This is a genomic window from Streptomyces sp. f51 (assembly GCF_037940415.1).
Lineage (GTDB): Bacteria > Actinomycetota > Actinomycetes > Streptomycetales > Streptomycetaceae > Streptomyces.
Window position 1 is genome coordinate 3,898,741 of sequence record NZ_CP149798.1, and the last position, 24,625, is coordinate 3,923,365.

Consider the following 24,625-nt stretch of genomic DNA (forward strand, 5'->3'; position numbering starts at 1 on the left):
CATGCCGGTGCCCGCGATTACATCCTCAGGACTTCCTCAACTCTGTTTTGGGGCCGGAAGCATGAGGGCATCCCCCTGTCACGCGAGAGCGGATTCGAGGAGAACGGCCCACGGGGGGCCGCTTCCAGGGAATGGAAGGAGGGTGGCGCCATGATCTTCGGCATCATCCTGGGGGTCGTTGTGCTGGTCGTCGTGATGAAGGCCTTCGGCGGTTCCGCCAAGGGCAGGCGCCGGTCCGAGGGCAGCGGGGGCGGGGGCGACAGCAGCTGGTGGGCCGGCGGTGCCTCGTCGGGCGGGCACCACTCAGGGGGCGGGCACCACGGAGGGGGCGGGGGACACGGGGGTCACTCCTGCGGGGGGCACTCGTCGTGCGGAGGTTCGTCCTGCGGGGGCGGGTCCTCGTGCGGTGGCGGCGGGTGCGGCGGAGGCAACTGACACCGGGCGGCCGGTCTCCCGGTGGCACACGCGTCCGGAGCACGGAGGTGCCCGTCGGCGGTCGGCCGGCGGGCGCGTTCGCGCGCCGGGCGCACGTCGTGGTTGAACAGTTGAGCTGTGGAGCCCTCGGGGGGATGGAAACCCCACGAAGTTGGGTAAAAACGCTGTGGCGGCAGCACAGTTCATGATTCCCTCTAAACCACCAAAGCGGCCCTGGTACATCACCAAGCAGCCCTGGGCCGACAGGCCTTGGAAGTCCATCGGATGGTCCTATCGGACGCGTCCGCCGGATGCCCTTCCGGCCGGGCCGGCCGGGCCGTTCCCCCGGTGCTGACCGGGTGCGCATGAACCCCACCTCACCTTTGCGTGTTAGCGGAGCCGACCCATGCTCACGACCCTGAACACCTCGTACACCGACACGCGCGCGGCCGATCTCGCCTGGGCCCTGGGCCGCGAACCGCTGCCGGCCCTCGCCACCCTCGATCTCGAACTGGCCGGGGCGAAACTCCAGTTGAGACTGCTCGGCGCCTCCCACCAGGTCCTTCTCGAGGAGGAGCGCGGCAGTTGCTCGGAGACCGTCGCGTGCATCGCGGGCAGCAGCACCCCCCTGCCGCTCGGCGTCGCGAAGAGGTTCGGCGACTGGGAGTACGAGTTCGCGGCCCGCGTCGAGATCCTGTCGCCCGGCTCCTTCGCGGGCCGCGCCCAGGAGTTGCTGGCCCTCGTCTCCGACCACCCCCAGGGTCTCGCCGGTGTCTTCCCCGGCAGCCCGCACGCGTTCACGGCGATGCTCGCCCAGCGTCATGAGGGCCAGGTCCACTGGCGTACGTGGCACGCGTACCCGCAGGACGGCCAGTTGGTGGCGACGCGTACGCGAGTCGGCGTACGGAAGGAAGCCCTCAGCCCGTCCGGCGTCTGACACCGCGAAGCGCGCGGGCGGACACGGCGAGGTGCGCGCGCGAGGCACGGGCGTGGAGGTACGGGCGCCGAGGTGCGGGCCGGACGGCCGTGCGCGGCAAAGGAGTTCGGGCAGGGTGTGGCGGGAAGCCGCCCAAGTCAACTCCGCACCCCACCAAGGGCGATGCTTTCCACACGTGTGGGTGACGAGACGTAGTGGCGGCGTGACGTAGCGTTCACGGCGTGATCGAACCGCACGCGCCAGCCCCACCCGGCGCGCCGCCGCCCTGGGGCGTCCAGGGCCAGGCGCGGCTGCCCGTCCGTCCGGGCATCGGCAGGTTCCTCGTCCTCGCGGGAGTGTTCGTCTGCGCGGCCTGCGGACTCGTGTACGAACTCGAACTCGTCGCCCTCGCCTCGTACTTGATCGGCGACTCCGTCACCCAGGCGTCCGTCGTGCTCTCCGTCATGGTCTTCGCCATGGGCATCGGCTCCCTCGCCGCGAAACGGCTGCGACCGTGCGCCGCCGCCGGATTCGGCGCCGTCGAGGCGGTGCTCGCCCTGGTCGGCGGGTGCAGCGCGATGGCCCTGTACGCGGTGTTCGCGTGGACGGGCGGATGGGGCGGCCTGTGGGCCGACGGGCCCCGCTGTCTGCTCGTGGTCTTCGCGCTCACCATCGGCCTGCTCATCGGCGCCGAGGTGCCGCTCCTCATGGAGCTGATACAGCGCATCCGCCGCCAGGACCCCGGCGGAGCGGTCGCGGACCTGTTCGCCGCGGACTACGTCGGCGCCCTCTTCGGCGGCCTCGCCTTCCCGTTCCTGCTGCTGCCCCGGCTCGGTCAGCTGACGGGCGCCCTGCTGACCGGGACGGTGAACGTGGTCGCCGGCGCCGCCCTCGTGCTCGGCCTGTTCCGCGGCGACCTGACCCGCCGCGCCCGCTGGACCCTGGTCGTCGCCAACGTCGTCGTGCTCGGCCTCCTCGCCTCGGCCGCGATGCTGGTCGACGACTTCGAGCGGGCCGCGCGGCACGCGCTGTACGGGGCGGACGCGCGGGTCGCGCAGCGCACCGGCGCCCAGGAGGCCGTTCTCAGCGGAGGCGGCCACGGCCGTCCGCTCCGTTTCTTCCTCGACGGCCGGCTGCGGTTCACCGGCCGCGACGAACGCCGCTACCACGAGGCGCTCGTCCACCCCGCGATGAACGGCCCGCACGCGCGCGTGCTCATCCTCGGCGGCGGTGACGGACTCGCCGCCCGCGAGGTGCTGCGCCATCCCGGTGTGCGCCGCGTCGACATCGCCGAACCCGACGCCGACGTGGTCCGGCTGGCGCGCGACGACGCCGCGCTGTCCGCCCTCAACCGCCATGTGTACGACGACCCCCGGGTCCACGAGGTGACCGCCGACGCCTTCGGCCGGCTGCGCGGGGACCGGTCGACGTACGACGTCGTCATCTCGGACCTGCCCGACCCGTGCGTCACCGCCGCCACCAAGCTGTACTCGCAGGAGTTCTACGGCCTCGCGCGGCGCGCGCTCGCCCCCGGCGGACGGCTCGTGGTCCACGCGGGCCCGCTCGCCGGCCGGAACCGGGCCTTCTGGACGGTCGACGCCACGATCCGCGCGGCGGGTCTGTCCACCAGGCCCTACGGAGTCGCCCGCCCCGGCCCCTCGGCCGGGATCGGCCGCCGCCCGGGCCGGACCCCGGGTCCCGCGGGCACGGGCCCGTCCGGGAACGACTGGGGTTTCGTCCTCGCCTCCCGTACGCCCCCGCCCCTGCGCCTCGACCCGTCCTGCCCGCGCCCGCGCACCCTCACCCAGGCGGCCCTGACGGCGGACGCGCGCACCGCCTCCCGCGGCCGCCCCCGCCGTCCGCTCCCGCCCTCCACGCTGGTGCATCCGCGCTACACCGACTGAGGGAGAGGCCGGGGAATCCCGGATACGCGGGTGCGGTCCGGGTCGTGCTGGGTAGGCTCGGCTGACATGGAGCATGAGGTGTTCGTTCCGTTTCCGGCCGGGCGGCTGAGAGAGGCGCTGGCCGATCCCGTCCGCGTCGCCCGCGCCGTCCCGGGTCTCCAGCAGGACGCGTCGGCGGTCACCGACGGCGCCGGGTCCGCGGCCCCGGGCTCGCCGCCCGCCTCCGCCTCCGGGGCCGGGCGGGACGCGCGGGTCGCCGGGCGGCTGAAGGTCCGCGTCGCCGGTCACACGATCACCTATCGCGGTGCGTTCCGCGTCATCGCGCAGGACGGCGACACGTACGCCGTCGAGGGCGACGCCACGGAGGTGCGCGGCGTCGGTGCGGTGAAGCTGGCGCTGACCCTGCGGCTCCTTCCCGCCGACGGCGGGACCACCCTCGTGTTCGGCGGCACGGCCTCCGGGGACGGCCGGGTGGCGGAACTCCCGCACGACGCGGTGTCCTCGACGGGCCTGCGCCTGCTGACCCGTTTCGCCGAATCCCTGACCACGGACCTCGCCCCGTCACCCGGCTCCGTGCCCGAGCCCGAAGCCGGACAGGGCCTCGGCGCCGAACCGGACGCCGAGGCCCAGCCTGCGGCCCGCACGGAGCCCGAAGCGCGACCGGGACGCGGCCCCGAAATCGACGCCGGACCCGAGCCCGAGCCGGATGTCGAAACCGAACCCGAGCCGGACGCCGAAGCCGAGTTCGACACGGAAGCCGAACTCGAAGCCGACACCGACACCCCCGCGGGTTTCGAGGCGGACGTGACGTCCCGGTCTCCCGATCCGGCGGGCGAGGGCGGCGCGTTCGACGGGGAGGACTTCGTGGCGGAAGCGGCGGTGCCGGGGCGCGCGGACGCCATGGCCGAGGCCGCCCACGCGCGCCGGACGATGATCGGACGCAGCGCCGAGGAGGTCGACCACGCCCCTCCGCGCGGCCGCTACGCCCCCGTACCGCCCCCGGAGGCCACCACCGCGCGCGCCACCCTGCGCTGGGCGGCCCCCGCCGCGGCCCTCGCGCTGGCCTCGGCGTTCGCCCTGTCCCGGGCACTGCGCAAACGTCGTTGAGGGCGGGAAACCCCGCGGCGCCCCCGCCCCAGTAGGGTCGACCCCGTGAGTAACGAAGACATCACGCTGACCGCGGGTGACGCGGAGGTGACCGTGTCGCCGGGCAACGGCGGACGGATCGGCAGTCTGCGGGTCGGCGGCGCCGAACTGCTGCGGCAGGGCGCCAAGTTCGGGTGCTTCCCGATGGTCCCCTGGTGCGGGCGGATCCGCGACGGAAGATTCCTCGACGGGGCCACGGTCCGGCAGATGCCGCTCAACTCCCCGCCGCACGCCATCCACGGCACCGCCCGCGACGGTGCCTGGAAGACCGCGCGCGTCACCGCGGACGAGGCCGTGATCACGTACGACCTGGTCGAGCCCTGGCCGCACCCCGCCCGCGTCACCCAGGCCTTCGCGCTGACCGCGGACGGCCTGACGGTCACCATGTCGGTGGAGACGTACGGGGAGTCGTTCCCGGCGCAGATCGGCTGGCATCCCTGGTTCAATAGGAACCTGGGGGACGGCGGCGAGGACGTCCGGGTCGACTTCCACCCCGCCTGGCAGGAGGAGCGGGGCGAGGACCACCTGCCCACCGGCCGCCGCGTCGATCCGGCACCCGGCCCCTGGGACGACTGCTTCGGCATGCCGGAGGGCGTCGACGTCACCCTCACCTGGCCGGGCCGGCTGGAGCTGAAGGTCGCGAGCCGTGAGCGGTGGGTCGTCGTCTACGACGAGCAGGAGGCCGCCGTGTGCGTGGAGCCGCAGACCGGTCCGCCGAACGGGCTCAACACCCACCCCCGGCTGGTCACACCCATCGAACCCCTCGAAGCCACCACGGCCTGGAGCTGGCGGCGCCTCTAAGCTGACGTCCATGAGTGAAGTACGTGGCGAGTTGCTGAAGCAGATCAAGGACAAGGCCGTGGTGCACGGCAAGGTGACCCTCTCCTCGGGTCTCGAGGCCGACTACTACGTGGACCTGCGCCGGATCACGCTGGACGGCGAGGCCGCCCCGCTCGTCGGGCAGGTCCTCCTCGACCTCACCGCCGGCCTGGACTTCGACGCGGTCGGCGGGCTGACCATGGGCGCCGACCCGGTCGCCGGGGCGATGCTGCACGCCGCCGCCGCGCAGGGCCGCCGGCTGGACGCCTTCGTCGTCCGCAAGGCCGCCAAGGCGCACGGTCTCCAGCGCCGTGTCGAGGGCCCCGAGATCAAGGGCCGGCGCGTCCTCGTGGTCGAGGACACCTCGACCACGGGCGGCTCCCCGCTGGAGGCCGTCCAGGCCGTCAGGGAGGCCGGTGCCGAGGTCGTCGGCGTCGCCACGATCGTCGACCGCGCCACCGGCGCAGCCGAGAAGATCGAGGCCGGAGCCGGTGTCCCGTACCTCTTCGCCTACTCCAAGGGCGAGTTGGGGCTCGACTGACGAAGCTCCCGCGGGACCCCGCCGACGGTGGGGTCCCGCATGTCGGATGGGGGGCTGGAGCATCCGGCGATGTCTGGAAAGATGGGGCCGACGATGACGTCGCCCCCCTAGGTCAGGGCCAGAAGCACCAGTCCCGTCGTACCGCAGCAGCAGTACGCAGACCCGCACATACAAGGAGCGGACAGATGCCCATCGCAACCCCCGAGGTCTACAACGAGATGCTCGACCGGGCGAAGGCAGGCAAGTTCGCCTACCCGGCCATCAACGTGACCTCGTCCCAGACCCTGCACGCTGCGCTGCGCGGCTTCGCGGAGGCCGAGAGCGACGGCATCATCCAGATCTCCACCGGTGGTGCGGAGTTCCTGGGCGGCCAGCACAACAAGGACATGGTGACCGGCGCCGTCGCCCTCGCCGAGTTCGCGCACATCGTCGCCGCCAAGTACGACATCACGGTCGCGCTGCACACGGACCACTGCCCCAAGGACAAGCTGGACGGCTACGTACGTCCGCTGCTCGACGTCTCCGCCGCGCGCGTCGCCAAGGGCGAGAACCCGCTGTTCCAGTCCCACATGTGGGACGGCTCCGCCGAGACCCTCGCCGACAACCTGGCCATCGGCCAGGAGCTGCTCGCCAAGGCCGTCGCCGCGAAGATCATCCTCGAGGTCGAGATCACCCCGACCGGCGGCGAGGAGGACGGCGTCAGCCACGAGATCAACGACGAGCTGTACACGACCGTCGACGACGCGCTGCGCACCGCCGAGGCCCTGGGCCTGGGCGACAAGGGCCGCTACCTGCTCGCCGCGTCGTTCGGCAACGTCCACGGCGTGTACAAGCCGGGCAACGTCGTCCTGCGCCCCGAGCTCCTCAAGGACCTCCAGGAGGGCGTCGCCGCCAAGTACGGCAAGGCGAGCCCGTTCGACTTCGTCTTCCACGGCGGCTCCGGCTCCACCGCCGAGGAGATCGCCACCGCGCTGGAGAACGGCGTCGTGAAGATGAACCTCGACACCGACACCCAGTACGCCTTCACCCGTCCGGTCGTGGACCACATGTTCCGCAACTACGACGGTGTCCTGAAGGTCGACGGCGAGGTCGGCACCAAGTCGAAGTACGACCCGCGCACCTGGGGCAAGCTCGCCGAGGCCGGCATGGCCCAGCGTGTGACCGAGGCCTGCGCCGCCCTGCGCTCCACGGGCACCCGCCTCAAGTAGTCGGCCGGGGACCGTCCGGTGGTCGTACGACCGCCTCGTGACCGTCCCCCGGGAAGGGCCCGGCACCTGCCATGGTGCCGGGCCCTTCCGTATGCTCCGAGGTATGGCTGTGCCCGCGCGGGACGCATCGGACGGCAGACCCGAGGACGGCATGTCTGCGGACGGCAGACCTGCGGTACGGATCGCCTCCCCTACGGGGAAGTGGATCCTGCTGGCCACCGTCCTCGGCTCCAGCATGGCTCTGCTGGACTCGACCGTCGTCAACGTCGCCCTGCCCACCATCGGCCGTGACCTGAACGCGAGCCTCGCCGCCCTCCAGTGGACCGTGAACGGCTACATGCTGTCGCTGGCCGGGCTGATCCTGCTGGGCGGTTCGCTCGGGGACCGTTTCGGACGCCGGAAGATCTTCGTCCTCGGGGTGATGTGGTTCGCCGCCGCCTCGCTGCTGTGCGGGCTCGCCCCGAACGTGGGCGTGCTGATCGCGGCCCGTGTCCTCCAGGGCGTCGGCGGGGCGCTGCTCACCCCCGGTTCGCTGGCGATCATCCAGGCCTCCTTCCATCCGGACGACCGGTCCCGCGCCATCGGCCTGTGGTCGGGCTTCGGGGGCGTGGGCGCCGCCGTCGGGCCGTTCCTCGGCGGCTGGCTGGTGGACGGTCCCGGCTGGCGCTGGGTGTTCCTGCTGAACATCCCCGTGGCGCTGGTGTGTGCCCCGGTCGCCCTGCGCCACGTCCCGGAGTCCATGGGGGCGGGCTTCCGCGCGGCCGGAAGCAGGTCCGGGGCCGGAACCGGGGCCGGAGACGGGGCCGGGGACGGGGCCGGAGACGGGGCCGGGGACGGGGCCGGAGACAAGACCGGTGCGCAGGCGACGCCCCATCGCGGCTTCGACGTCCTCGGAGCCGTCCTCGGCGCGCTCTCGCTCGCCCTGGTGACGTACGCCCTGATCGAGGCCAAGGGCGGTTCCCCGCTCGTTCCGGTGGCGGCGGTCGCGGGCGTGGCGGCGGGCGTGGCCTTCGTGTACGTCGAGCGGCGGCGCCCCGACCCGATGATGCCCCTGGACATCTTCGCCTCGCGCCAGTTCACGGCCGTCAACCTGGTGACCCTGTGCGTCTACGCGGCCTTCGGCGGCTTCTTCTTCCTGACCGCGCTCCAGCTCCAGGTCGTGGCGGGCTACTCGGCGCTCCAGGCGGGCACGGCCCTCCTGCCGACCACCGTCCTGATGCTGCTCTTCTCGGCCCGCTCCGGCGAACTGTCCCAGCGCATCGGGCCGCGCATCCCGCTGACCGTCGGACCGCTGCTGTGCGCGGCGGGCATGCTGCTGATGCTGCGGGTGGGCAAGGACGCGTCGTACGTCGCCGACGTGCTTCCGGCGCTGCTGGTGATGGGCCTGGGCATGGTGACCCTGGTCGCGCCGCTGACCGCGACCGTCCTGGCCTCCGTGGACACCGGGCGGGCCGGTCTGGCCAGCGGGATCAACAACGCGGCGGCCCGCGCGGCCGGGCTCGTCGCCGTGGCCGCGCTGCCGCTGCTCACCGGGATGGGTCCGGAGGCCTACCGCTCGGCGGACGCCTTCGACGCGGCCTTCCGCCGGGCGATGCCGCTCTGCGCGGGGGTGCTGGTGGTCGGCGCGGTGCTGGCCTTCACGACCGTGCGCCGCCCGCCGCCGGGCTGCCTGCGCCCCGAGTGCCGCAGACACGGCTCCCTGACGGCACCCCCGCTGGAACCGCAACGCTCCCGAGGCACCCTCGGGACCCCGGGTCCCCGGAGCGCCGGGCCGTCCAGCACTGATCCAGCTTCGTGACCGCGCCGGATCCGTCGGTCCGGTGGGCGGGTCCGGGTGCTCTCCTGGTCGGGCGTGAACACGTCCGGCATGCGCGGATCGCGGTCCGGCCGCGGAACCGATCGTTCCCCCACCACGCCGGGCAACCGTCACCGATCACGCAGGATGCAGCAGACTGGAACCCATGACGATTCACGAGAACCTCCTCGGGGGACCGCCCCCGACCCGTCTCCCCGACGACCCCGAGCCGCGCGAGCTCCTCGCGAACGGCACGGCCCCCGCCGATGTCGCCGCGAAGTACCCGACCTCCTCGCTCGCCTGGGCGCAGCTCGCCGACGACGCGTTCGAGCGGGGCAGCGTCGTCGAGTCGTACGCCTACGCACGTACGGGCTACCACCGCGGTCTTGACTCCCTGCGGCGCAACGGCTGGAAGGGCCACGGTCCCGTGCCCTGGGAGCACGAGCCCAACCGCGGCTTCCTGCGCGCCCTGCACGGCCTCGCCCGCGCCGCGCAGGCGATCGGCGAGCAGGAGGAGTACGAGCGCTGCTCGCAGTTCCTGAAGGACTCCTCGCCGACGGCGGCCCAGACCCTGGGCTAGGCCGCGCGCCTGTGCGGGGCCTCTCCGCGAGGCCTCCCGAAGGGGGTCCGTCTGGTGTGACCAGGCGGACCTTGCGGTTTCGGGGGACGATTGTGGAGGATGCCCGGTGGGGACCGGGGCCCCCGTGTCGGTAACGGCAGGGGCGGACCGCTACCCGGAGCACGATTCAGGGAGACAGCGATGTCCCACCAGGCTCAGCCCGCGCAGGCTCAGGAGCCCGAGACCCCGCATCTCGACTTCCAGGGCACGACCCCGTACGAGGACTACGTACAGGCGGACGTGCTCACCCACCTCCAGCACACCCTCTCCGACGACCCCGGAGAGATGGTCTTCCTGGTGACGACCCAGGTCATGGAGCTGTGGTTCACGGTCATCGTCCACGAGTGGGAGACCGCGGCCAAGGCGCTGCGCGCGGACGACATCCCCGTCGCGGTGGCCGCGCTGAAGCGGTCCGTGCGTGAGCTGGAGGCGCTCAACGCCTCCTGGCGTCCGCTCGGACAGCTCACCCCCGCGCAGTTCAACTCCTACCGCTCGGCCCTCGGCGAGGGTTCCGGCTTCCAGTCGGCGATGTACCGGCGCATGGAGTTCCTGCTCGGCGAGAAGTCCGCGTCGATGCTCGTCCCGCACCGGGGCGCGCCGCGCGTGTACGCCGAGCTGGAGAAGGCGCTGCACGAGCCGAGCCTGTACGACGAGGTGCTGCGGCTCCTCGCGCGGCGCGGCCACGCGATCCCGGCCTCGGTGCTGGACCGTGACGTGTCGCTCCGCTACGAGCCCGTGCCCGAGGTGCAGGCCGTCTGGACGTCCCTGTACTCCGGTGACGACAGCGACGAACTCGCCCGTCTGGGCGAGGCGTTGACCGATGTGGCCGAGCTGGTGTGGCGCTGGCGCAACGACCATCTCGTCGCTACCCGGCGGGCGATGGGTTCGAAGACCGGCACCGGCGGCTCCGCGGGAGTGGCCTGGCTGGAGAAGCGCGCGCAGAAGAACGTCTTCCCCGAGCTGTGGACAGCGAGGTCCTATGTCTGAGCGAGCCCACGCGTCCGCGCTCGCCGCGCGGGCGGCGGAACTGGACGCGGCCGACGAACTCGCCGCGCTGCGCAAGCGGTTCGTGCTCGACGACGTGGTGTACCTGGACGGGAACTCGCTCGGCGCGCTGTCCGTCGAGGTCCCCGGCCGGGTCGAGGACGTCGTGCGCAGGCAGTGGGGCGAACTGCGCATCCGCTCCTGGGAGGAGAGCGGCTGGTGGACCGCGCCCGAGCGGATCGGCGACAGGATCGCCCCGCTGGTCGGCGCGGCGCCCGGACAGATCGTGGTCGGCGACTCGACCAGCGTGAACGTCTTCAAGGCCCTGGTGGGAGCGGTACGGCTGGCGGGCGAGGGCCGCGACGAGATCCTCGTCGACGCGACGACGTTCCCGACGGACGGGTATATCGCCGCCTCGGCGGCACGGATGACGGGCTGTGAACTGCGCCCGGTCGACCCGGACGAGCTGTCCTCGGCGCTCGGCCCCCGTACGGCCGCGGTGCTGCTCAACCACGTCGACTACCGCACGGGCCGGTGCTACGACCTGCCCTCCCTCACCGCCGAGATCCACGCGGCGGGCGCGCTCGCCGTCTGGGACCTGTGCCACACCGCGGGCGCCCTGCCGGTCGGCCTCGACGAGCACGGGGTGGACCTGGCGGTCGGCTGCACCTACAAGTACCTGAACGGCGGCCCGGGTTCGCCCGCGTACCTCTACGTCCGCGCGGACCTCCAGGACCGTTTCGACTCCCCGCTGCCCGGCTGGAACTCGCACGCCGAGCCCTTCGCCATGAGCGCGTCGTACGAGCCGGCGCCGGGTGCGCTGCGCGGGCGGGTCGGCACACCGGACATCCTCTCGATGCTGGCCCTGGAAGCGGCGCTCGAGGTGTGGGACGGCGTCTCCGTCGAGAGCGTCCGTGCCAAGTCGCTCGCCCTGACGGACTTCTTCCTGGAGTGCGTCTCCGCGTACGTGCCCGAGGGCCGGGTCGAGTCGGTGACCCCCTTCGCCCACGCGGAACGGGGCAGCCAGGTGGCCCTGCGCTGCGTGGACGCGGGCGCCGTCATGAAGCGCCTGATCGAGCGGGGTGTCGTGGGCGACTTCCGCCACCCGGACATCCTCCGCTTCGGCTTCACCCCCCTGTACGTCGGCTTCGCGGACGCGGAACGGGCGGCGAGGATCCTGGCGGAGACGCTGGGCTGAGTTCAGCCCCGGCCGGGGACGTTTCAGCCCCTCCGGCGTTTGAGGAGCGGGGGTCCGGGGCCGGAGCCCCAGGTACGGGAAGGGTAGGGGCGGAGGGGGCGAAATCCCCTCCGCCCCTACCCGTACGCCGGATACCCGAACAGCTCGGCCCATGTCACCGGCCTGATACCGTCCCCGCAAACGGCCGAATTGTGCCCTCGCCCGCCAAATCCGTTTCACCGCTGAGAGGTTGGAGCATGCAGGACGACGCCGCATCCCGGGACGGCGACGCCGACGCCGCCGCCATCGCGCGCGACGCCGCCGAGGAGGCGTCCGCCTTCTCGCACCCGGCCGTGGACCCGGACGTCACCCTGGCCTACGGCGACCACCCCGACCAGGTGATCGACTTCTACGCCCCGCGCGATCCCGACCCGGCGGTCCCCACCCCCGTCGTGGCCGTTCTGCACGGCGGTGCCTGGCGGGCCCCGTACGACCGGCGCCACATCACCCCCTTCGCCGACTTCCTGACCCGACGCGGTTTCGCCGTGGCGAACATCGAGTACCGCCGCGGGGAGGCCCCTGCTCCTGCCGGGTCCGTGATCCCCGCGCAGAGCGGCCCCGCGGACGCCGCGGCCTCGCCCGGGACCGACGCGGCCGCCGGAGCCCCGGTGGCAGGCCGCTGGCCCGACACCTTCGACGACGTCGCGGCCGCACTCGACGCGCTGCCCGCGCTCGTCCGCCGCGCGCTCCCGCAGGCCGACCCCGCGCGCATCGTGATCACCGGCCACTCGGCGGGCGGTCACCTGGCGCTCTGGGTCGCGGCCCGTCACCTCCTGCCCGAGGACGCGCCGTGGCACACGGACCGCCCCGCACCCCTGCGCGGCGTCGTCGCCCTCGCGCCGATCGCCGACTTCGAGGTCGCGGAGAAGCTCTCCGTGTGCGGCGGCGCCTCCCGTCAACTCCTCGGCGACGAGACCACGTTCGCGGAGCGGCTGCCCTACGCCGACCCGGTGCGGCTGCTGCCCACCGGCATCGCCACCACGCTCGTCCAGGGCCGCACCGACGTCGTCGTCCCGCAGGCGGTCGCCGAGTCGTACGCGGACGCGGCGGCCAAGGCGGGCGAGGTGGTGGGGCTGACGCTGCTGGAGGACGTCGGCCACTTCCCGCTGATCGACCCGGCGGCCGACGCCTGCGCCGTGGTGGCGGAAGAGATCGCCCAACTGGCCTGGTAGCCAGGGCTTTTGCTCGACCCTGTCATACCCGTAGTACCTGAGAGGTATGTCTCGAATGGGGTCCGCAGCGGGACGCGGGCGACAGGTGACGATCCGTAATTTCCCTCCCAGCGACGCCCGATGACCGGGCGGACGGGGAGGGACGGACACCATGGATCACCGCTCCACACCGGCCACCGTGCGGAGGGGAAACGCCCCCGCGCCCCCTCACCCCCGCCCCGAAACCGACACCCCGGGCCCTGCGGGACTCGCCGGTCGGCGGCGCCGGCCGGGACTCGTCCGGCGGCTGCGGCGGGCGCTGCTCGCCGCGGTCGTCACCGCCGCCGTCGTCGTCCCGGTGTCCGCCGCCGCGCGCCCCCGGATCCCCGCACCGCCGCCCGCGGTCCTGCCACCGCCGACGGCGTCGAACCTGGAGGGGGCGTACGCGGCCAACCGGGCGGACGCCGCCGAGGCGGCCCGGATGGCCGCCGCCCACGGCGACCGCACCCGCGCCGCCGCCGACCGCGCCATGGCCGCGCCCTCCCGCCGTCTCCTCTTCTACGACGGCCGCGGTCCGGGCCGGGCCGTCGAGGTCTTCGGCGATCTCGCCCACGCCGACCGCGTGGCCGTCCTGGTCCCCGGCTCGGACACCTCTCTGGAGACCTACGACCGGTTCCGCGCCGGCGCCCTCGCTCTGCACCGGCGCCTCGGCCCGCGCGGCGCCGTCCTCGCCTGGCTCGGCTACGAGACACCCGGCACCGTCAGCACGACGGTCCTGACGCCCGGCCGTGCCGAGGAAGCCGCTCCCCTGCTGACGGCGTTCCTGCACCGACTGCGCGGAGTCGTCGGCCCGGCGGCGCACATCTCCCTGCTCTGCCACTCGTACGGCTCGGTGGTCTGCGGCCGGGCCGCCCCCGGCCTGGACGTGAGCGACCTCGTCGTCATCGGCAGTCCCGGCACCGGCGCCCCCTCGGCCGCCGCCCTGCGCACCCGGGCCCGCGTCTGGGCCGCCCGCGGCTCCGCCGACTGGGTCGCGCACGTCCCGCACACGAGCCTCGGCCTCTTCGGCACGACCGTCGGCTTCGGCACCGACCCGGTGTCCCCCGCCTTCGGCGCCCGGGTCTTCAACGCGGGCGCCGCCGGCCACAGCGACTACTTCGCGCCGGGGTCCGCATCCCTGGCCAACCTCACCCGCATCGTCCTCGGCGACACCTCGGAGGTGACCCGTGCGTGATCTGACCGGCACGCCCGCACGGAAAGGCACGCCCGGCACGCCCGCACGGAAGGGTACGAGCGGCACGCCCGCCCCGACCGGCTTACGGGCCGCGATCCGACGTATCGACCGGGCCACCCCCACGCACCGGGACCGGGCCGTCGACGCCCTGCGCGCCCTCGCGATCCTCGGCGTCGTCCTGGGCCACTGGCTGGTGACCGCGCTCGTCGCGGACGGCGGCGCCCTGCGCACGGCGAGCCCGCTGGGGTACATGCCCTGGCTGACCCCGGTGTCCTGGGCCTTCCAGACGCTCGCCGTCTTCTTCCTCGTGGGCGGCCACGTGGCGACGAGGAGCTACACGTCGGCGCGGGCCCGCGGCACGACGTACGGCCGGTGGCTGCGCGCCCGCATGGGCAGGCTGCTGCGGCCGGTGGCGGCCGTGCTGACCTTCTGGACGGTGGCGACCGCCGGCCTGCTCCTGTCCGGAGCGGACTTCCGCACGGTCCACACCCTGGTGAAACTGGCGCTGTCCCCGCTCTGGTTCCTGGTGGTCTTCGCCGGGCTGACCGCGGCGACACCCCTGCTGACCCGGCTGAACCCGCTGTGGCCGCTCGCCGTCGTCCTCCATGTGGACGTCGTCCGCTTCGGCTTCGGCGGCCCGGCCTGGCTCGGCTGGGTGAACGTCGCGGCGGGCTGGCTCGTGCCGTACACCCTGGGCGCCGCCTGGACACGCGGCGAACTGGAGCGGCGGCGTGCGGGCTGGGTGCTGTTCGGCGGCGGCGCGGTGGGCACGGCCGCCCTCGTGGCGTGGGCCGGCTATCCGGCGTCCATGGTCGGCGTCCCGGGAGCCGCGGTCTCCAACCTGGACCCGCCGACGCTGGCCGCGGTGACCTTCGGACTGGCCCAGTGCGGCCTCGCACTGCTGCTGCGCGAACCGCTGCGCCGGGGGATGCGGCGGCCCGTGCTCTGGGCCGGCATCGCCTTCGCCAACCTCTCCGCGATGACGATATTCCTCTGGCACCAGACGTCCCTGATGGCGGTGACCGCCCTCGGCCTGCTCGCGGGCCGGCTTCCCGGCCTGCACACCGTCCCCGACTCCCTGGTCTGGGTGGCCGCGCGAGCCGCCTGGCTGCCCGTCTTCGGCTGCGCCCTCACCCTGTGCTGGTTCGCCTTCAGCGTCCACGAGCGGGCACCCCGCCGCCCCGCCGGCCGCCCCTCCCGGGTGGTCCGCGTCCGGCGAACCCCCACCTCGTAGTACCTGAGACGGATCCCCGAGGACCCTCCTCGCAGGTGACGACCGCGGCCCCCGTCCGGCCTACCGTTCTGAACGTGACCGAGACGACCCAGACGCAGACGACGTCCCCGCCCCCCGGCGGCGCCGGGGCCAAGCCCCACAGCCCGGAGTACCGCCTCGCGGCGGACGCCGTGCGCGGCCTGCGGCAGGACATGTTCCACGACGCCTTCGCCTACCGCCCGCTGCCCCGCATGCGCACGGACGGCCCCATCACCCGTCGCCTGTCTCCGGGCCTGCGCAGGTACGCCGCCTGGACCCCGCACGCGGTGGTGGCCGCGCTGGGCCTGCTGGCCATGGCCGCGGGCTCCACCGCCGCCGGCGGCCCCGGCAGTGGACCGTTCGCGTCCCTGCTGTGCGGGCTCCTCGCCCTGCTCCCCGTCCTGGCGACCCTCGTCCGTCCGATCGGCGCCTTCTGGTTCTCGATCGCGGCGGTCCCGGTCGTCTCCGTCTTCGACGGCGCGTGGGGCGACTGGCCGTGGGCGCCCGGCAGCTTCGTGGCCCACGTCACCGTGCTGACGGTCGTCGCCCTGCGGTCGCGTCCTCGTGTCGCGGTCTGGATGTGGCTGCTGACCGCCGCGTACAGCCTGACGGCCGAGACCTTCTTCGGCGGGGGGTACTACAGCGCCAACTCCTTCCCGCTCCTGTTCGTGTCCGCGCTGATCCTCCTGATCGTCACGGTCAGGAACATCCGCAAGGAGGCGGCGCAGGAGGTCACGGCCCAGCAGTCGGAGACGGCACAGGAACGTTCCCGGCGCACCCTGCTCGAAGAGCGCACGACGATCGCCCGCGAACTGCACGATGTGGTGGCCCACCACATGTCGGTGGTCGCCATCCAGGCGGAGGCCGCGCCCTACCGGGTGGAGAACCCGCCCCCGGAACTGGAGCAGGCGTTCGTCACCATCCGGGAGAACGCGGTGGCGGCGCTGACCGAGCTGCGCCGGGTGCTGGGTGTCGTCAGGGCCGAGGACTACGAGGCGCCGGACGCGCCGCAGCCCACCCTCGCCGATCTGGACGGACTCCTCGCCAATGTGCGCGACGCGGGTCTGAGCGTGGAGAAGGCGGTCACCGGTGCGGTGCGCGAACTGCCGCAGGGCGTCGAGCTCTCGGCGTACCGGATCGTGCAGGAGGCTCTCAGCAACACCCTGCGGCACGCTCCGGGCGCCTCGGCCCGTGTGGAGATCGGCTATGTGCTGGGCGGACTGGGCCTGCGCATAGTCAACGGCCCCGCACCGGTGACGAACCTGGAGAAGTCGACGCACGGCGCGGGACACGGCATCACGGGCATGCGCGAGCGGGTCACCATGCTGGACGGCGAGATGACGACGGGCCCCATGGACGACGGAGGCTACGAGGTGGCGGTGTTCCTGCCGGTGCCCTCGGGGGAGGAGAGCGGATGACGGGCGGCACGAGTCGGGCGATCCGTGTGCTGATCGCCGACGACCAGATGATGGTCCGCGAGGGCTTCTCCGTCCTGCTCGGCGCCATGCCCGACATCGAGGTGGTCGGCGAGGCGGTCAACGGCAGGGAGGCCGTCGACCGGGTCCGCGAGCTGCAACCGGACGTCGTCCTGATGGACATCCGCATGCCGGAGATGAACGGCATCGACGCGACCCGGGAGATCGTCGCCGCGGACGGAGCCGCGAAGGTGCTGGTGCTCACGACGTTCGACCTCGACGAGTACGTGTACCAGGCGCTGCGCGCGGGGGCCTCCGGCTTCCTGCTCAAGGACGCCTCGGCCCGCCAGCTCGCCGACGGCGTGAGGGTCGTGTCGGCCGGGGAGGCGCTGCTCGCCCCCTCGGTCACCAAGCGGCTGATCACGGAGTTCTCCAAGCTCGCGGAGGAGCCCCGGATGTCGGCGGCGCACGGGGCGTACGGGGATCTGACCGACCGGGAGACGGAGGTGCTGGTGCTGATCGCGCAGGGGCTGTCGAACGCGGAGATCGCCGAGCGGCTCGTCGTCGCGGAGTCGACCATCAAGACCCACGTGAGCCGCATCCTGGTGAAGCTGGGGCTCCGGGACCGCACGCAGGCCGCGGTCTTCGCGTACGAGGCACGGCTGGTCACTCCCCGCTGACGGCGTCCGGCGCTCGCGGTCCGGGTCGGCCCTGGTCAGCGGGTGCCGGGCCGGGCTAGCGTCCGTTCATGGCAGCTATGGAGAGTTCGCGGGCCTTCGACCCGTGGGATCCGGCCTTCCTGGCCGACCCGTACCCGGCGTACGAGGAACTGCGCGCGCGAGGCCGGGTGCACTACTACGAGCCGACGAACCAGTGGCTGGTGCCGCACCACGCGGATGTCTCGGCACTGCTGCGGGACCGCCGGCTGGGCCGGACCTATCAGCACCGGTTCACGCACGAGGACTTCGGGCGGACGGCGCCGCCGCCAGAACACGAGCCGTTCCATGTGCTCAACGACCACGGGATGCTCGATCTGGAGCCTCCGGACCACACACGGATCCGGCGGCTGGTGTCGAAGGCGTTCACACCGCGCACGGTGGAGCGGCTGAAGCCCTATGTGGAGGGTCTGGCGGGTGAGCTGGTCGAGCGGCTGGTGGAGGCCGGCGGCGGGGACCTGCTGACCGATGTGGCGGAGCCGCTGCCGGTGTCCGTGATCGCGGAGATGCTGGGTGTCCCGGATTCCGAGCGGGCACCCTTGCGGCCCTGGTCGGCGGACATCTGCGGAATGTACGAGCTGAATCCGTCCGAGGACGTGGCACGCAGGGCGGTGCGGGCGTCGGAGGAATTCACCGAGTATCTGCGCGGGCTGATCGAGGCCCGCCGCAAGGAACCGGCGGACGACCTGATCTCGGGGCTCATCGCGGCGCACGACGAGGGCGACCGGCTCACCGAGCAGGAGATGATCTCCACCTGTGTGCTGCTGCTGAACGCGGGGCACGAGGCCACGGTCAATGCCACCGTGAACGGCTGGTGGACCCTGTTCCGTCATCCCGGGCAGCTGGCGGCCCTGCGGGCGGACCACGCGCTGATCCCCACGGCGGTGGAGGAGCTGATGCGCTACGACACCCCGCTCCAGCTCTTCGAGCGCTGGGTGCTGGACGACATCGAGATCGACGGTACGACGATTCCGCGCGGCGCCGAGATCGCCATGCTCTTCGGTTCCGCCAACCATGACGCCGAGGCGTTCGGGAACCCGCAGACGCTGGACCTGTCCCGGACGGAGAACCCGCACATCTCCTTCAGCGCCGGCATCCACTACTGCATCGGTGCTCCGCTGGCCCGGCTCGAACTGGCCGCGTCGATGACGGCGCTGCTGACCAAGGCCCCCGGCCTCAGCCTCGCCGAGGAACCGGTCCGCAAGCCGAACTTCGTGATCCGCGGCCTGGAGGGCCTGACGGTCGAGGTCTGAGGGCCGCGCCGCCGTTCACCGCCCCTGTAAAAGATCTTGACAGGGGCGGTTGACACGGCCCTGGCGGATCCGTAGAGTTCTTCGAGTTGTCGCGGGACCGGAACGGTTCTGCGACGGCACCTCCGCCGCTGTAGCGGCAATCAAACCACCAGCACGATCTCCCAGCCGGGATGAATTCGGCGTGCCCGAATTCAATTCGATTTGGGTCCGGCGGCCCGATTAGGAACTGCCGGGAAGATCCGCTAAAGTTTGAGACGTCGGAACGGCCCAACGGCCGGGAAGACAAACCCCGCTGACCGGGAGTCAGGCCCGAAAGAGTCTGATAGAGTCGGAAACGCAAGACCGAAGGGAAGCGCCCGGAGGAAAGCCCGAGAGGGTGAGTACAAAGGAAGCGTCCGTTCCTTGAGAACTCAACAGCGTGCCAAAAATCAACGCCAGATATGTTGATACCCCGTCTCCAGCCATCATGGCTGGGGCGAGGTTCCTTTGAAAAAGTCCTGCCCCTCTGGGGTAGGCGCACAGCGAGGACGCTGTGAACCGAGGGATTATTCCTCCCTCCGGTTCCGCTCTCGTGGTGTCGTCCCGATTACGGGAAAACATTCACGGAGAGTTTGATCCTGGCTCAGGACGAACGCTGGCGGCGTGCTTAACACATGCAAGTCGAACGATGAACCACTTCGGTGGGGATTAGTGGCGAACGGGTGAGTAACACGTGGGCAATCTGCCCTTCACTCCGGGACAAGCCCTGGAAACGGGGTCTAATACCGGATAACACTCCTGCCCGCATGGGTGGGGGTTAAAAGCTCCGGCGGTGAAGGATGAGCCCGCGGCCTATCAGCTTGTTGGTGAGGTAGTGGCTCACCAAGGCGACGACGGGTAGCCGGCCTGAGAGGGCGACCGGCCACACTGGGACTGAGACACGGCCCAGACTCCTACGGGAGGCAGCAGTGGGGAATATTGCACAATGGGCGAAAGCCTGATGCAGCGACGCCGCGTGAGGGATGACGGCCTTCGGGTTGTAAACCTCTTTCAGCAGGGAAGAAGCGAAAGTGACGGTACCTGCAGAAGAAGCGCCGGCTAACTACGTGCCAGCAGCCGCGGTAATACGTAGGGCGCAAGCGTTGTCCGGAATTATTGGGCGTAAAGAGCTCGTAGGCGGCTTGTCACGTCGGGTGTGAAAGCCCGGGGCTTAACCCCGGGTCTGCATTCGATACGGGCTAGCTAGAGTGTGGTAGGGGAGATCGGAATTCCTGGTGTAGCGGTGAAATGCGCAGATATCAGGAGGAACACCGGTGGCGAAGGCGGATCTCTGGGCCATTACTGACGCTGAGGAGCGAAAGCGTGGGGAGCGAACAGGATTAGATACCCTGGTAGTCCACGCCGTAAACGGTGGGAACTAGGTGTTGGCGACATTCCACGTCGTCGGTGCCGCAGCTAACGCATTAAGTTCCCCGCCTGGGGAGTACGGCCGCAAGGCTAAAACTCAAAGGAATTGACGGGGGCCCGCACAAGCAGCGGAGCATGTGGCTTAATTCGACGCAACGCGAAGAACCTTACCAAGGCTTGACATACACCGGAAAGCATTAGAGATAGTGCCCCCCTTGTGGTCGGTGTACAGGTGGTGCATGGCTGTCGTCAGCTCGTGTCGTGAGATGTTGGGTTAAGTCCCGCAACGAGCGCAACCCTTGTTCTGTGTTGCCAGCATGCCCTTCGGGGTGATGGGGACTCACAGGAGACTGCCGGGGTCAACTCGGAGGAAGGTGGGGACGACGTCAAGTCATCATGCCCCTTATGTCTTGGGCTGCACACGTGCTACAATGGCAGGTACAAAGAGCTGCGAAGCCGTGAGGCGGAGCGAATCTCAAAAAGCCTGTCTCAGTTCGGATTGGGGTCTGCAACTCGACCCCATGAAGTCGGAGTTGCTAGTAATCGCAGATCAGCATTGCTGCGGTGAATACGTTCCCGGGCCTTGTACACACCGCCCGTCACGTCACGAAAGTCGGTAACACCCGAAGCCGGTGGCCCAACCCCTTGTGGGAGGGAGCTGTCGAAGGTGGGACTGGCGATTGGGACGAAGTCGTAACAAGGTAGCCGTACCGGAAGGTGCGGCTGGATCACCTCCTTTCTAAGGAGCACTTCTTACCGAGTTCGCTCGGTCAGAGGCCAGTACATCGGCGAATGTTCGATGCTGGTTGCTCATGGGTGGAACGTTGATTATTCGGCACTTTCAGTCATCTCGGGCTGCCAGTACTGCTCTTCGGAGCGTGGAAAGCTGATCACGAGTGGCGAGGGTGTCGGGCACGCTGTTGGGTGTCTGAAGGTACGGCCGAATCGGCTGCCTTCAGTGCCGGCCCCAGTGAACTCCGGTGGTAACCGGGGGTGATGGGTGGTTGGTCGTTGTTTGAGAACTGCACAGTGGACGCGAGCATCTGTGGCCAAGTTTTTAAGGGCGCACGGTGGATGCCTTGGCACCAGGAACCGATGAAGGACGTGGGAGGCCACGATAGTCCCCGGGGAGCCGTCAACCAGGCTTTGATCCGGGGGTTTCCGAATGGGGAAACCCGGCAGTCGTCATGGGCTGTCACCCATACCTGAACACATAGGGTATGTGGAGGGAACGCGGGGAAGTGAAACATCTCAGTACCCGCAGGAAGAGAAAACAACCGTGATTCCGGGAGTAGTGGCGAGCGAAACCGGATGAGGCCAAACCTCAAGCGTGTGAGACCCGGCAGGGGTTGCGCTTGGGGGGTTGTGGGATCTCTCTTTCACAGTCTGCCGGCTGTGAGGCGAGTCAGAAACCGTTGATGTAGGCGAAGGACATGCGAAAGGTCCGGCGTAGAGGGTAAGACCCCCGTAGTCGAAACATCAACGGCTCGTTTGAGAGACACCCAAGTAGCACGGGGCCCGAGAAATCCCGTGTGAATCTGGCGGGACCACCCGCTAAGCCTAAATATTCCCTGGTGACCGATAGCGGATAGTACCGTGAGGGAATGGTGAAAAGTACCGCGGGAGCGGAGTGAAATAGTACCTGAAACCGTGTGCCTACAAGCCGTGGGAGCGTCGGGCAAGCACTTGTGCTTGCCTCGTGACTGCGTGCCTTTTGAAGAATGAGCCTGCGAGTTTGCGGTGCGTTGCGAGGTTAACCCGTGTGGGGAAGCCGTAGCGAAAGCGAGTCCGAACAGGGCGATTCAGTAGCGCGCTCAAGACCCGAAGCGGAGTGATCTAGCCATGGGCAGGTTGAAGCGGCTGTAAGAGGTCGTGGAGGACCGAACCCACCAGGGTTGAAAACCTGGGGGATGACCTGTGGTTAGGGGTGAAAGGCCAATCAAACTCCGTGATAGCTGGTTCTCCCCGAAATGCATTTAGGTGCAGCGTCGTGTGTTTCTTGCCGGAGGTAGAGCACTGGATAGGCGATGGGCCCTACCGGGTTACTGACCTTAGCCAAACTCCGAATGCCGGTAAGTGAGAGCGCGGCAGTGAGACTGTGGGGGATAAGCTCCATGGTCGAGAGGGAAACAGCCCAGAGCATCGACTAAGGCCCCTAAGCGTACGCTAAGTGGGAAAGGATGTGGAGTCGCAGAGACAACCAGGAGGTTGGCTTAGAAGCAGCCACCCTTGAAAGAGTGCGTAATAGCTCACTGGTCTAGTGATTCCGCGCCGACAATGTAGCGGGGCTCAAGCGTACCGCCGAAGTCGTGTCATTGCAGCAATAGGGCCAACGCCCGCTGTGATGGGTAGGGGAGCGTCGTGTGCCGGGTGAAGCCGCGCCGGAAGGCAGTGGTGGACGGTTCACGAGTGAGAATGCAGGCATGAGTAGCGATACACACGTGAGAAACGTGTGCGCCGATTGACTAAGGGTTCCTGGGTCAAGCTGATCTGCCCAGGGTAAGTCGGGACCTAAGGCGAGGCCGACAGGCGTAGTCGATGGATAACCGGTTGATATTCCGGTACCCGCTGTGAAGCGTCAAACATCGAGCCCATTAATGCTAAGGCCGTGAAGCCGCCCTGATCTCTTCGGAGTTGAGGGGAGTGGTGGAGCCGCCGACCCAAGGTGGTAGTAGGTGAGTGATGGGGTGACGCAGGAAGGTAGTCCATCCCGGGCGGTGGTTGTCCCGGGGTAAGGGTGTAGGCCGTGTGATAGGCAAATCCGTCACACATTAAGGCTGAGACCCGATGCCGAGCCGATTGTGGTGAAGTGGATGATCCTATGCTGTCGAGAAAAGCCTCTAGCGAGTTTCATGGCGGCCCGTACCCTAAACCGACTCAGGTGGTCAGGTAGAGAATACCGAGGCGTTCGGGTGAACTATGGTTAAGGAACTCGGCAAAATGCCCCCGTAACTTCGGGAGAAGGGGGGCCATCACTGGTGATTGGATTTACTCCATGAGCTGGGGGTGGCCGCAGAGACCAGCGAGAAGCGACTGTTTACTAAAAACACAGGTCCGTGCGAAGCCGTAAGGCGATGTATACGGACTGACGCCTGCCCGGTGCTGGAACGTTAAGGGGACCGGTTAGTCACTCTTCGGGGTGGCGAAGCTGAGAACTTAAGCGCCAGTAAACGGCGGTGGTAACTATAACCATCCTAAGGTAGCGAAATTCCTTGTCGGGTAAGTTCCGACCTGCACGAATGGCGTAACGACTTCTCGACTGTCTCAACCATAGGCCCGGTGAAATTGCACTACGAGTAAAGATGCTCGTTTCGCGCAGCAGGACGGAAAGACCCCGGGACCTTTACTACAGTTTGATATTGGTGTTCGGTTCGGCTTGTGTAGGATAGCTGGGAGACTGTGAAGCTCGGACGCCAGTTCGGGTGGAGTCGTCGTTGAAATACCAGTCTGGTCGTGCTGGATGTCTAACCTGGGTCCGTGATCCGGATCAGGGACAGTGTCTGATGGGTAGTTTAACTGGGGCGGTTGCCTCCTAAAGAGTAACGGAGGCGCCCAAAGGTTCCCTCAGCCTGGTTGGCAATCAGGTGTTGAGTGTAAGTGCACAAGGGAGCTTGACTGTGAGACCGACGGGTCGAGCAGGGACGAAAGTCGGGACTAGTGATCCGGCGGTGGCTTGTGGAAGCGCCGTCGCTCAACGGATAAAAGGTACCCCGGGGATAACAGGCTGATCTTCCCCAAGAGTCCATATCGACGGGATGGTTTGGCACCTCGATGTCGGCTCGTCGCATCCTGGGGCTGGAGTCGGTCCCAAGGGTTGGGCTGTTCGCCCATTAAAGCGGTACGCGAGCTGGGTTTAGAACGTCGTGAGACAGTTCGGTCCCTATCCGCTGTGCGCGTAGGAATATTGAGAAGGGCTGTCCCTAGTACGAGAGGACCGGGACGGACGAACCTCTGGTGTGCCAGTTGTCCTGCCAAGGGCATGGCTGGTTGGCTACGTTCGGGAGGGATAACCGCTGAAAGCATCTAAGCGGGAAGCCTGCTTCAAGATGAGTATTCCCACCCCCTTGAGGGGTTAAGGCTCCCAGTAGACGACTGGGTTGATAGGCCAGATCTGGAAGCCCGGTAACGGGTGGAGGTGACTGGTACTAATAGGCCGAGGGCTTGTCCTCAGTTGCTCGCGTCCACTGTGTTGGTTCTGAAACCACGAACAACCGTCGTAGCCATGCCACGGCTCCGGTTGACAGTTTCATAGAGTTTCGGTGGTCATAGCGTGAGGGAAACGCCCGGTTACATTCCGAACCCGGAAGCTAAGCCTCACAGCGCCGATGGTACTGCAGGGGGGACCCTGTGGGAGAGTAGGACGCCGCCGAACAATTTTTGAGAAAACCCCCGTGCCGGGGATACCGGTACGGGGGTTTTCTGCGTTTAGGGACTGACGGAAGCGCGTGACGCGTACCTCCGTGCGGCGGAGTCCGGCAGCGTGAACGCTCAGTACAACCTGGGGCTCGTCTACGTCGATCTCGGTGACCTCGACAACGCGATCTCGTGGTTCCGCCGGGCGAAGCTGGGGCACCTCGATGCGCAGGTGTCCCTGGCAGGCCTGTGGCAGTCCCTGAAGGACCGGGCTTGATCAAG

At 69.3% G+C, this 24,625-nt stretch carries 17 protein-coding genes and 3 rRNA genes; all 20 read left to right on the forward strand.

Features of this window, described 5'->3' with window-relative positions:
* The first annotated feature begins 820 nt into the window (after window positions 1-820).
* Entirely contained in the window at window positions 821-1,351 is a 531-nt protein-coding gene (locus WJM95_RS17080) for a DUF2617 family protein (RefSeq protein ID WP_339130586.1), read from the forward strand.
* Window positions 1,352-1,572: 221 nt separating this feature from the next.
* Window positions 1,573-3,234, forward strand: coding sequence for a polyamine aminopropyltransferase (locus WJM95_RS17085; protein WP_339130587.1), 1,662 nt, complete (start codon window positions 1,573-1,575; stop codon window positions 3,232-3,234).
* A 66-nt stretch (window positions 3,235-3,300) separates the two neighbouring features.
* A complete protein-coding gene (locus WJM95_RS17090; RefSeq protein ID WP_339130588.1) occupies window positions 3,301-4,341 on the forward strand; it encodes a carbon monoxide dehydrogenase in 1,041 nt (346 codons plus the stop codon).
* Window positions 4,342-4,386: 45 nt separating this feature from the next.
* Window positions 4,387-5,181, forward strand: a complete 795-nt coding sequence (locus tag WJM95_RS17095) for an aldose 1-epimerase (protein ID WP_339130589.1) — start codon at window positions 4,387-4,389, stop codon at window positions 5,179-5,181.
* Window positions 5,182-5,191: 10 nt separating this feature from the next.
* On the forward strand, window positions 5,192-5,740 hold the full coding sequence (gene pyrE, locus WJM95_RS17100) for an orotate phosphoribosyltransferase (RefSeq protein WP_339130590.1): 549 nt from the start codon (window positions 5,192-5,194) through the stop codon (window positions 5,738-5,740).
* Between the two features lie 185 nt (window positions 5,741-5,925).
* Window positions 5,926-6,948 carry a class II fructose-bisphosphate aldolase gene (gene fbaA, locus WJM95_RS17105; RefSeq protein WP_339130591.1) on the forward strand — a complete coding sequence of 341 codons (1,023 nt, stop codon included), beginning with the start codon at window positions 5,926-5,928 and terminating at the stop codon, window positions 6,946-6,948.
* 151 nt (window positions 6,949-7,099) lie between these two features.
* Complete coding sequence (locus WJM95_RS17110; protein ID WP_339135628.1) at window positions 7,100-8,746, forward strand: MFS transporter; 1,647 nt, start codon at window positions 7,100-7,102, stop codon at window positions 8,744-8,746.
* A gap of 163 nt (window positions 8,747-8,909) precedes the next feature.
* Window positions 8,910-9,323, forward strand: a complete 414-nt coding sequence (locus WJM95_RS17115) for a DUF3151 domain-containing protein (RefSeq protein ID WP_339130592.1) — start codon at window positions 8,910-8,912, stop codon at window positions 9,321-9,323.
* A gap of 180 nt (window positions 9,324-9,503) precedes the next feature.
* Window positions 9,504-10,349 carry a tryptophan 2,3-dioxygenase family protein gene (locus tag WJM95_RS17120; protein WP_339130593.1) on the forward strand — a complete coding sequence of 282 codons (846 nt, stop codon included), beginning with the start codon at window positions 9,504-9,506 and terminating at the stop codon, window positions 10,347-10,349.
* Window positions 10,342-11,544: a kynureninase gene (gene kynU, locus WJM95_RS17125; RefSeq protein ID WP_339130594.1), complete on the forward strand. Its 1,203-nt coding sequence runs from the start codon at window positions 10,342-10,344 to the stop codon at window positions 11,542-11,544. The genes WJM95_RS17120 and kynU overlap by 8 nt, the downstream gene beginning before the upstream one ends.
* Before the next feature lie 236 nt (window positions 11,545-11,780).
* On the forward strand, window positions 11,781-12,755 hold the full coding sequence (locus tag WJM95_RS17130; protein ID WP_339130595.1) for an alpha/beta hydrolase: 975 nt from the start codon (window positions 11,781-11,783) through the stop codon (window positions 12,753-12,755).
* Window positions 12,756-12,906: 151 nt separating this feature from the next.
* On the forward strand, window positions 12,907-13,968 hold the full coding sequence (locus tag WJM95_RS17135) for an alpha/beta hydrolase (protein WP_339130596.1): 1,062 nt from the start codon (window positions 12,907-12,909) through the stop codon (window positions 13,966-13,968).
* Window positions 13,969-14,062: 94 nt separating this feature from the next.
* The gene (locus WJM95_RS17140) at window positions 14,063-15,202 is read left to right on the forward strand and encodes an acyltransferase (RefSeq protein WP_339135630.1); all 1,140 of its coding nucleotides are present in this window, start codon (window positions 14,063-14,065) and stop codon (window positions 15,200-15,202) included.
* Window positions 15,203-15,276: 74 nt separating this feature from the next.
* Window positions 15,277-16,638 (forward strand): histidine kinase, encoded by a 1,362-nt coding sequence (locus WJM95_RS17145; protein WP_339130597.1) that lies wholly within the window; start codon window positions 15,277-15,279, stop codon window positions 16,636-16,638.
* Window positions 16,635-17,315, forward strand: coding sequence for a response regulator transcription factor (locus tag WJM95_RS17150; RefSeq protein WP_339130598.1), 681 nt, complete (start codon window positions 16,635-16,637; stop codon window positions 17,313-17,315). The genes WJM95_RS17145 and WJM95_RS17150 overlap by 4 nt, the downstream gene beginning before the upstream one ends.
* A 68-nt stretch (window positions 17,316-17,383) precedes the next feature.
* Complete coding sequence (locus WJM95_RS17155) at window positions 17,384-18,604, forward strand: cytochrome P450 (RefSeq protein ID WP_339130599.1); 1,221 nt, start codon at window positions 17,384-17,386, stop codon at window positions 18,602-18,604.
* 599 nt (window positions 18,605-19,203) lie between these two features.
* Window positions 19,204-20,729 (forward strand): 16S ribosomal RNA (locus tag WJM95_RS17160).
* Between the two features lie 308 nt (window positions 20,730-21,037).
* A 23S ribosomal RNA gene (locus WJM95_RS17165) occupies window positions 21,038-24,159 on the forward strand.
* Between the two features lie 86 nt (window positions 24,160-24,245).
* Window positions 24,246-24,362, forward strand: a 5S ribosomal RNA gene (gene rrf, locus WJM95_RS17170).
* Together the 16S, 23S and 5S rRNA genes form the textbook arrangement of a ribosomal RNA operon.
* Window positions 24,363-24,422: 60 nt before the next feature.
* Window positions 24,423-24,620 (forward strand): tetratricopeptide repeat protein, encoded by a 198-nt coding sequence (locus WJM95_RS17175; protein ID WP_339135632.1) that lies wholly within the window; start codon window positions 24,423-24,425, stop codon window positions 24,618-24,620.
* Window positions 24,621-24,625 lie beyond the last annotated feature (5 nt).

Bases quoted from the DNA above. Each gene is read 5' to 3' on its own strand.
- fbaA (WP_339130591.1), top strand. From the start codon at position 5,926: ATGCCCATCGCAACCCCCGAGGTCTACAACGAGATGCTCGACCGGGCG.
- pyrE (WP_339130590.1), top strand. From the start codon at position 5,192: ATGAGTGAAGTACGTGGCGAGTTGCTGAAGCAGATCAAGGACAAGGCC.
- WJM95_RS17135 (WP_339130596.1), top strand. From the start codon at position 12,907: ATGGATCACCGCTCCACACCGGCCACCGTGCGGAGGGGAAACGCCCCC.
- WJM95_RS17130 (WP_339130595.1), top strand. From the start codon at position 11,781: ATGCAGGACGACGCCGCATCCCGGGACGGCGACGCCGACGCCGCCGCC.
- WJM95_RS17115 (WP_339130592.1), top strand. From the start codon at position 8,910: ATGACGATTCACGAGAACCTCCTCGGGGGACCGCCCCCGACCCGTCTC.
- WJM95_RS17155 (WP_339130599.1), top strand. From the start codon at position 17,384: ATGGCAGCTATGGAGAGTTCGCGGGCCTTCGACCCGTGGGATCCGGCC.
- WJM95_RS17110 (WP_339135628.1), top strand. From the start codon at position 7,100: ATGTCTGCGGACGGCAGACCTGCGGTACGGATCGCCTCCCCTACGGGG.
- WJM95_RS17150 (WP_339130598.1), top strand. From the start codon at position 16,635: ATGACGGGCGGCACGAGTCGGGCGATCCGTGTGCTGATCGCCGACGAC.
- WJM95_RS17090 (WP_339130588.1), top strand. From the start codon at position 3,301: ATGGAGCATGAGGTGTTCGTTCCGTTTCCGGCCGGGCGGCTGAGAGAG.
- WJM95_RS17080 (WP_339130586.1), top strand. From the start codon at position 821: ATGCTCACGACCCTGAACACCTCGTACACCGACACGCGCGCGGCCGAT.
- WJM95_RS17120 (WP_339130593.1), top strand. From the start codon at position 9,504: ATGTCCCACCAGGCTCAGCCCGCGCAGGCTCAGGAGCCCGAGACCCCG.
- kynU (WP_339130594.1), top strand. From the start codon at position 10,342: ATGTCTGAGCGAGCCCACGCGTCCGCGCTCGCCGCGCGGGCGGCGGAA.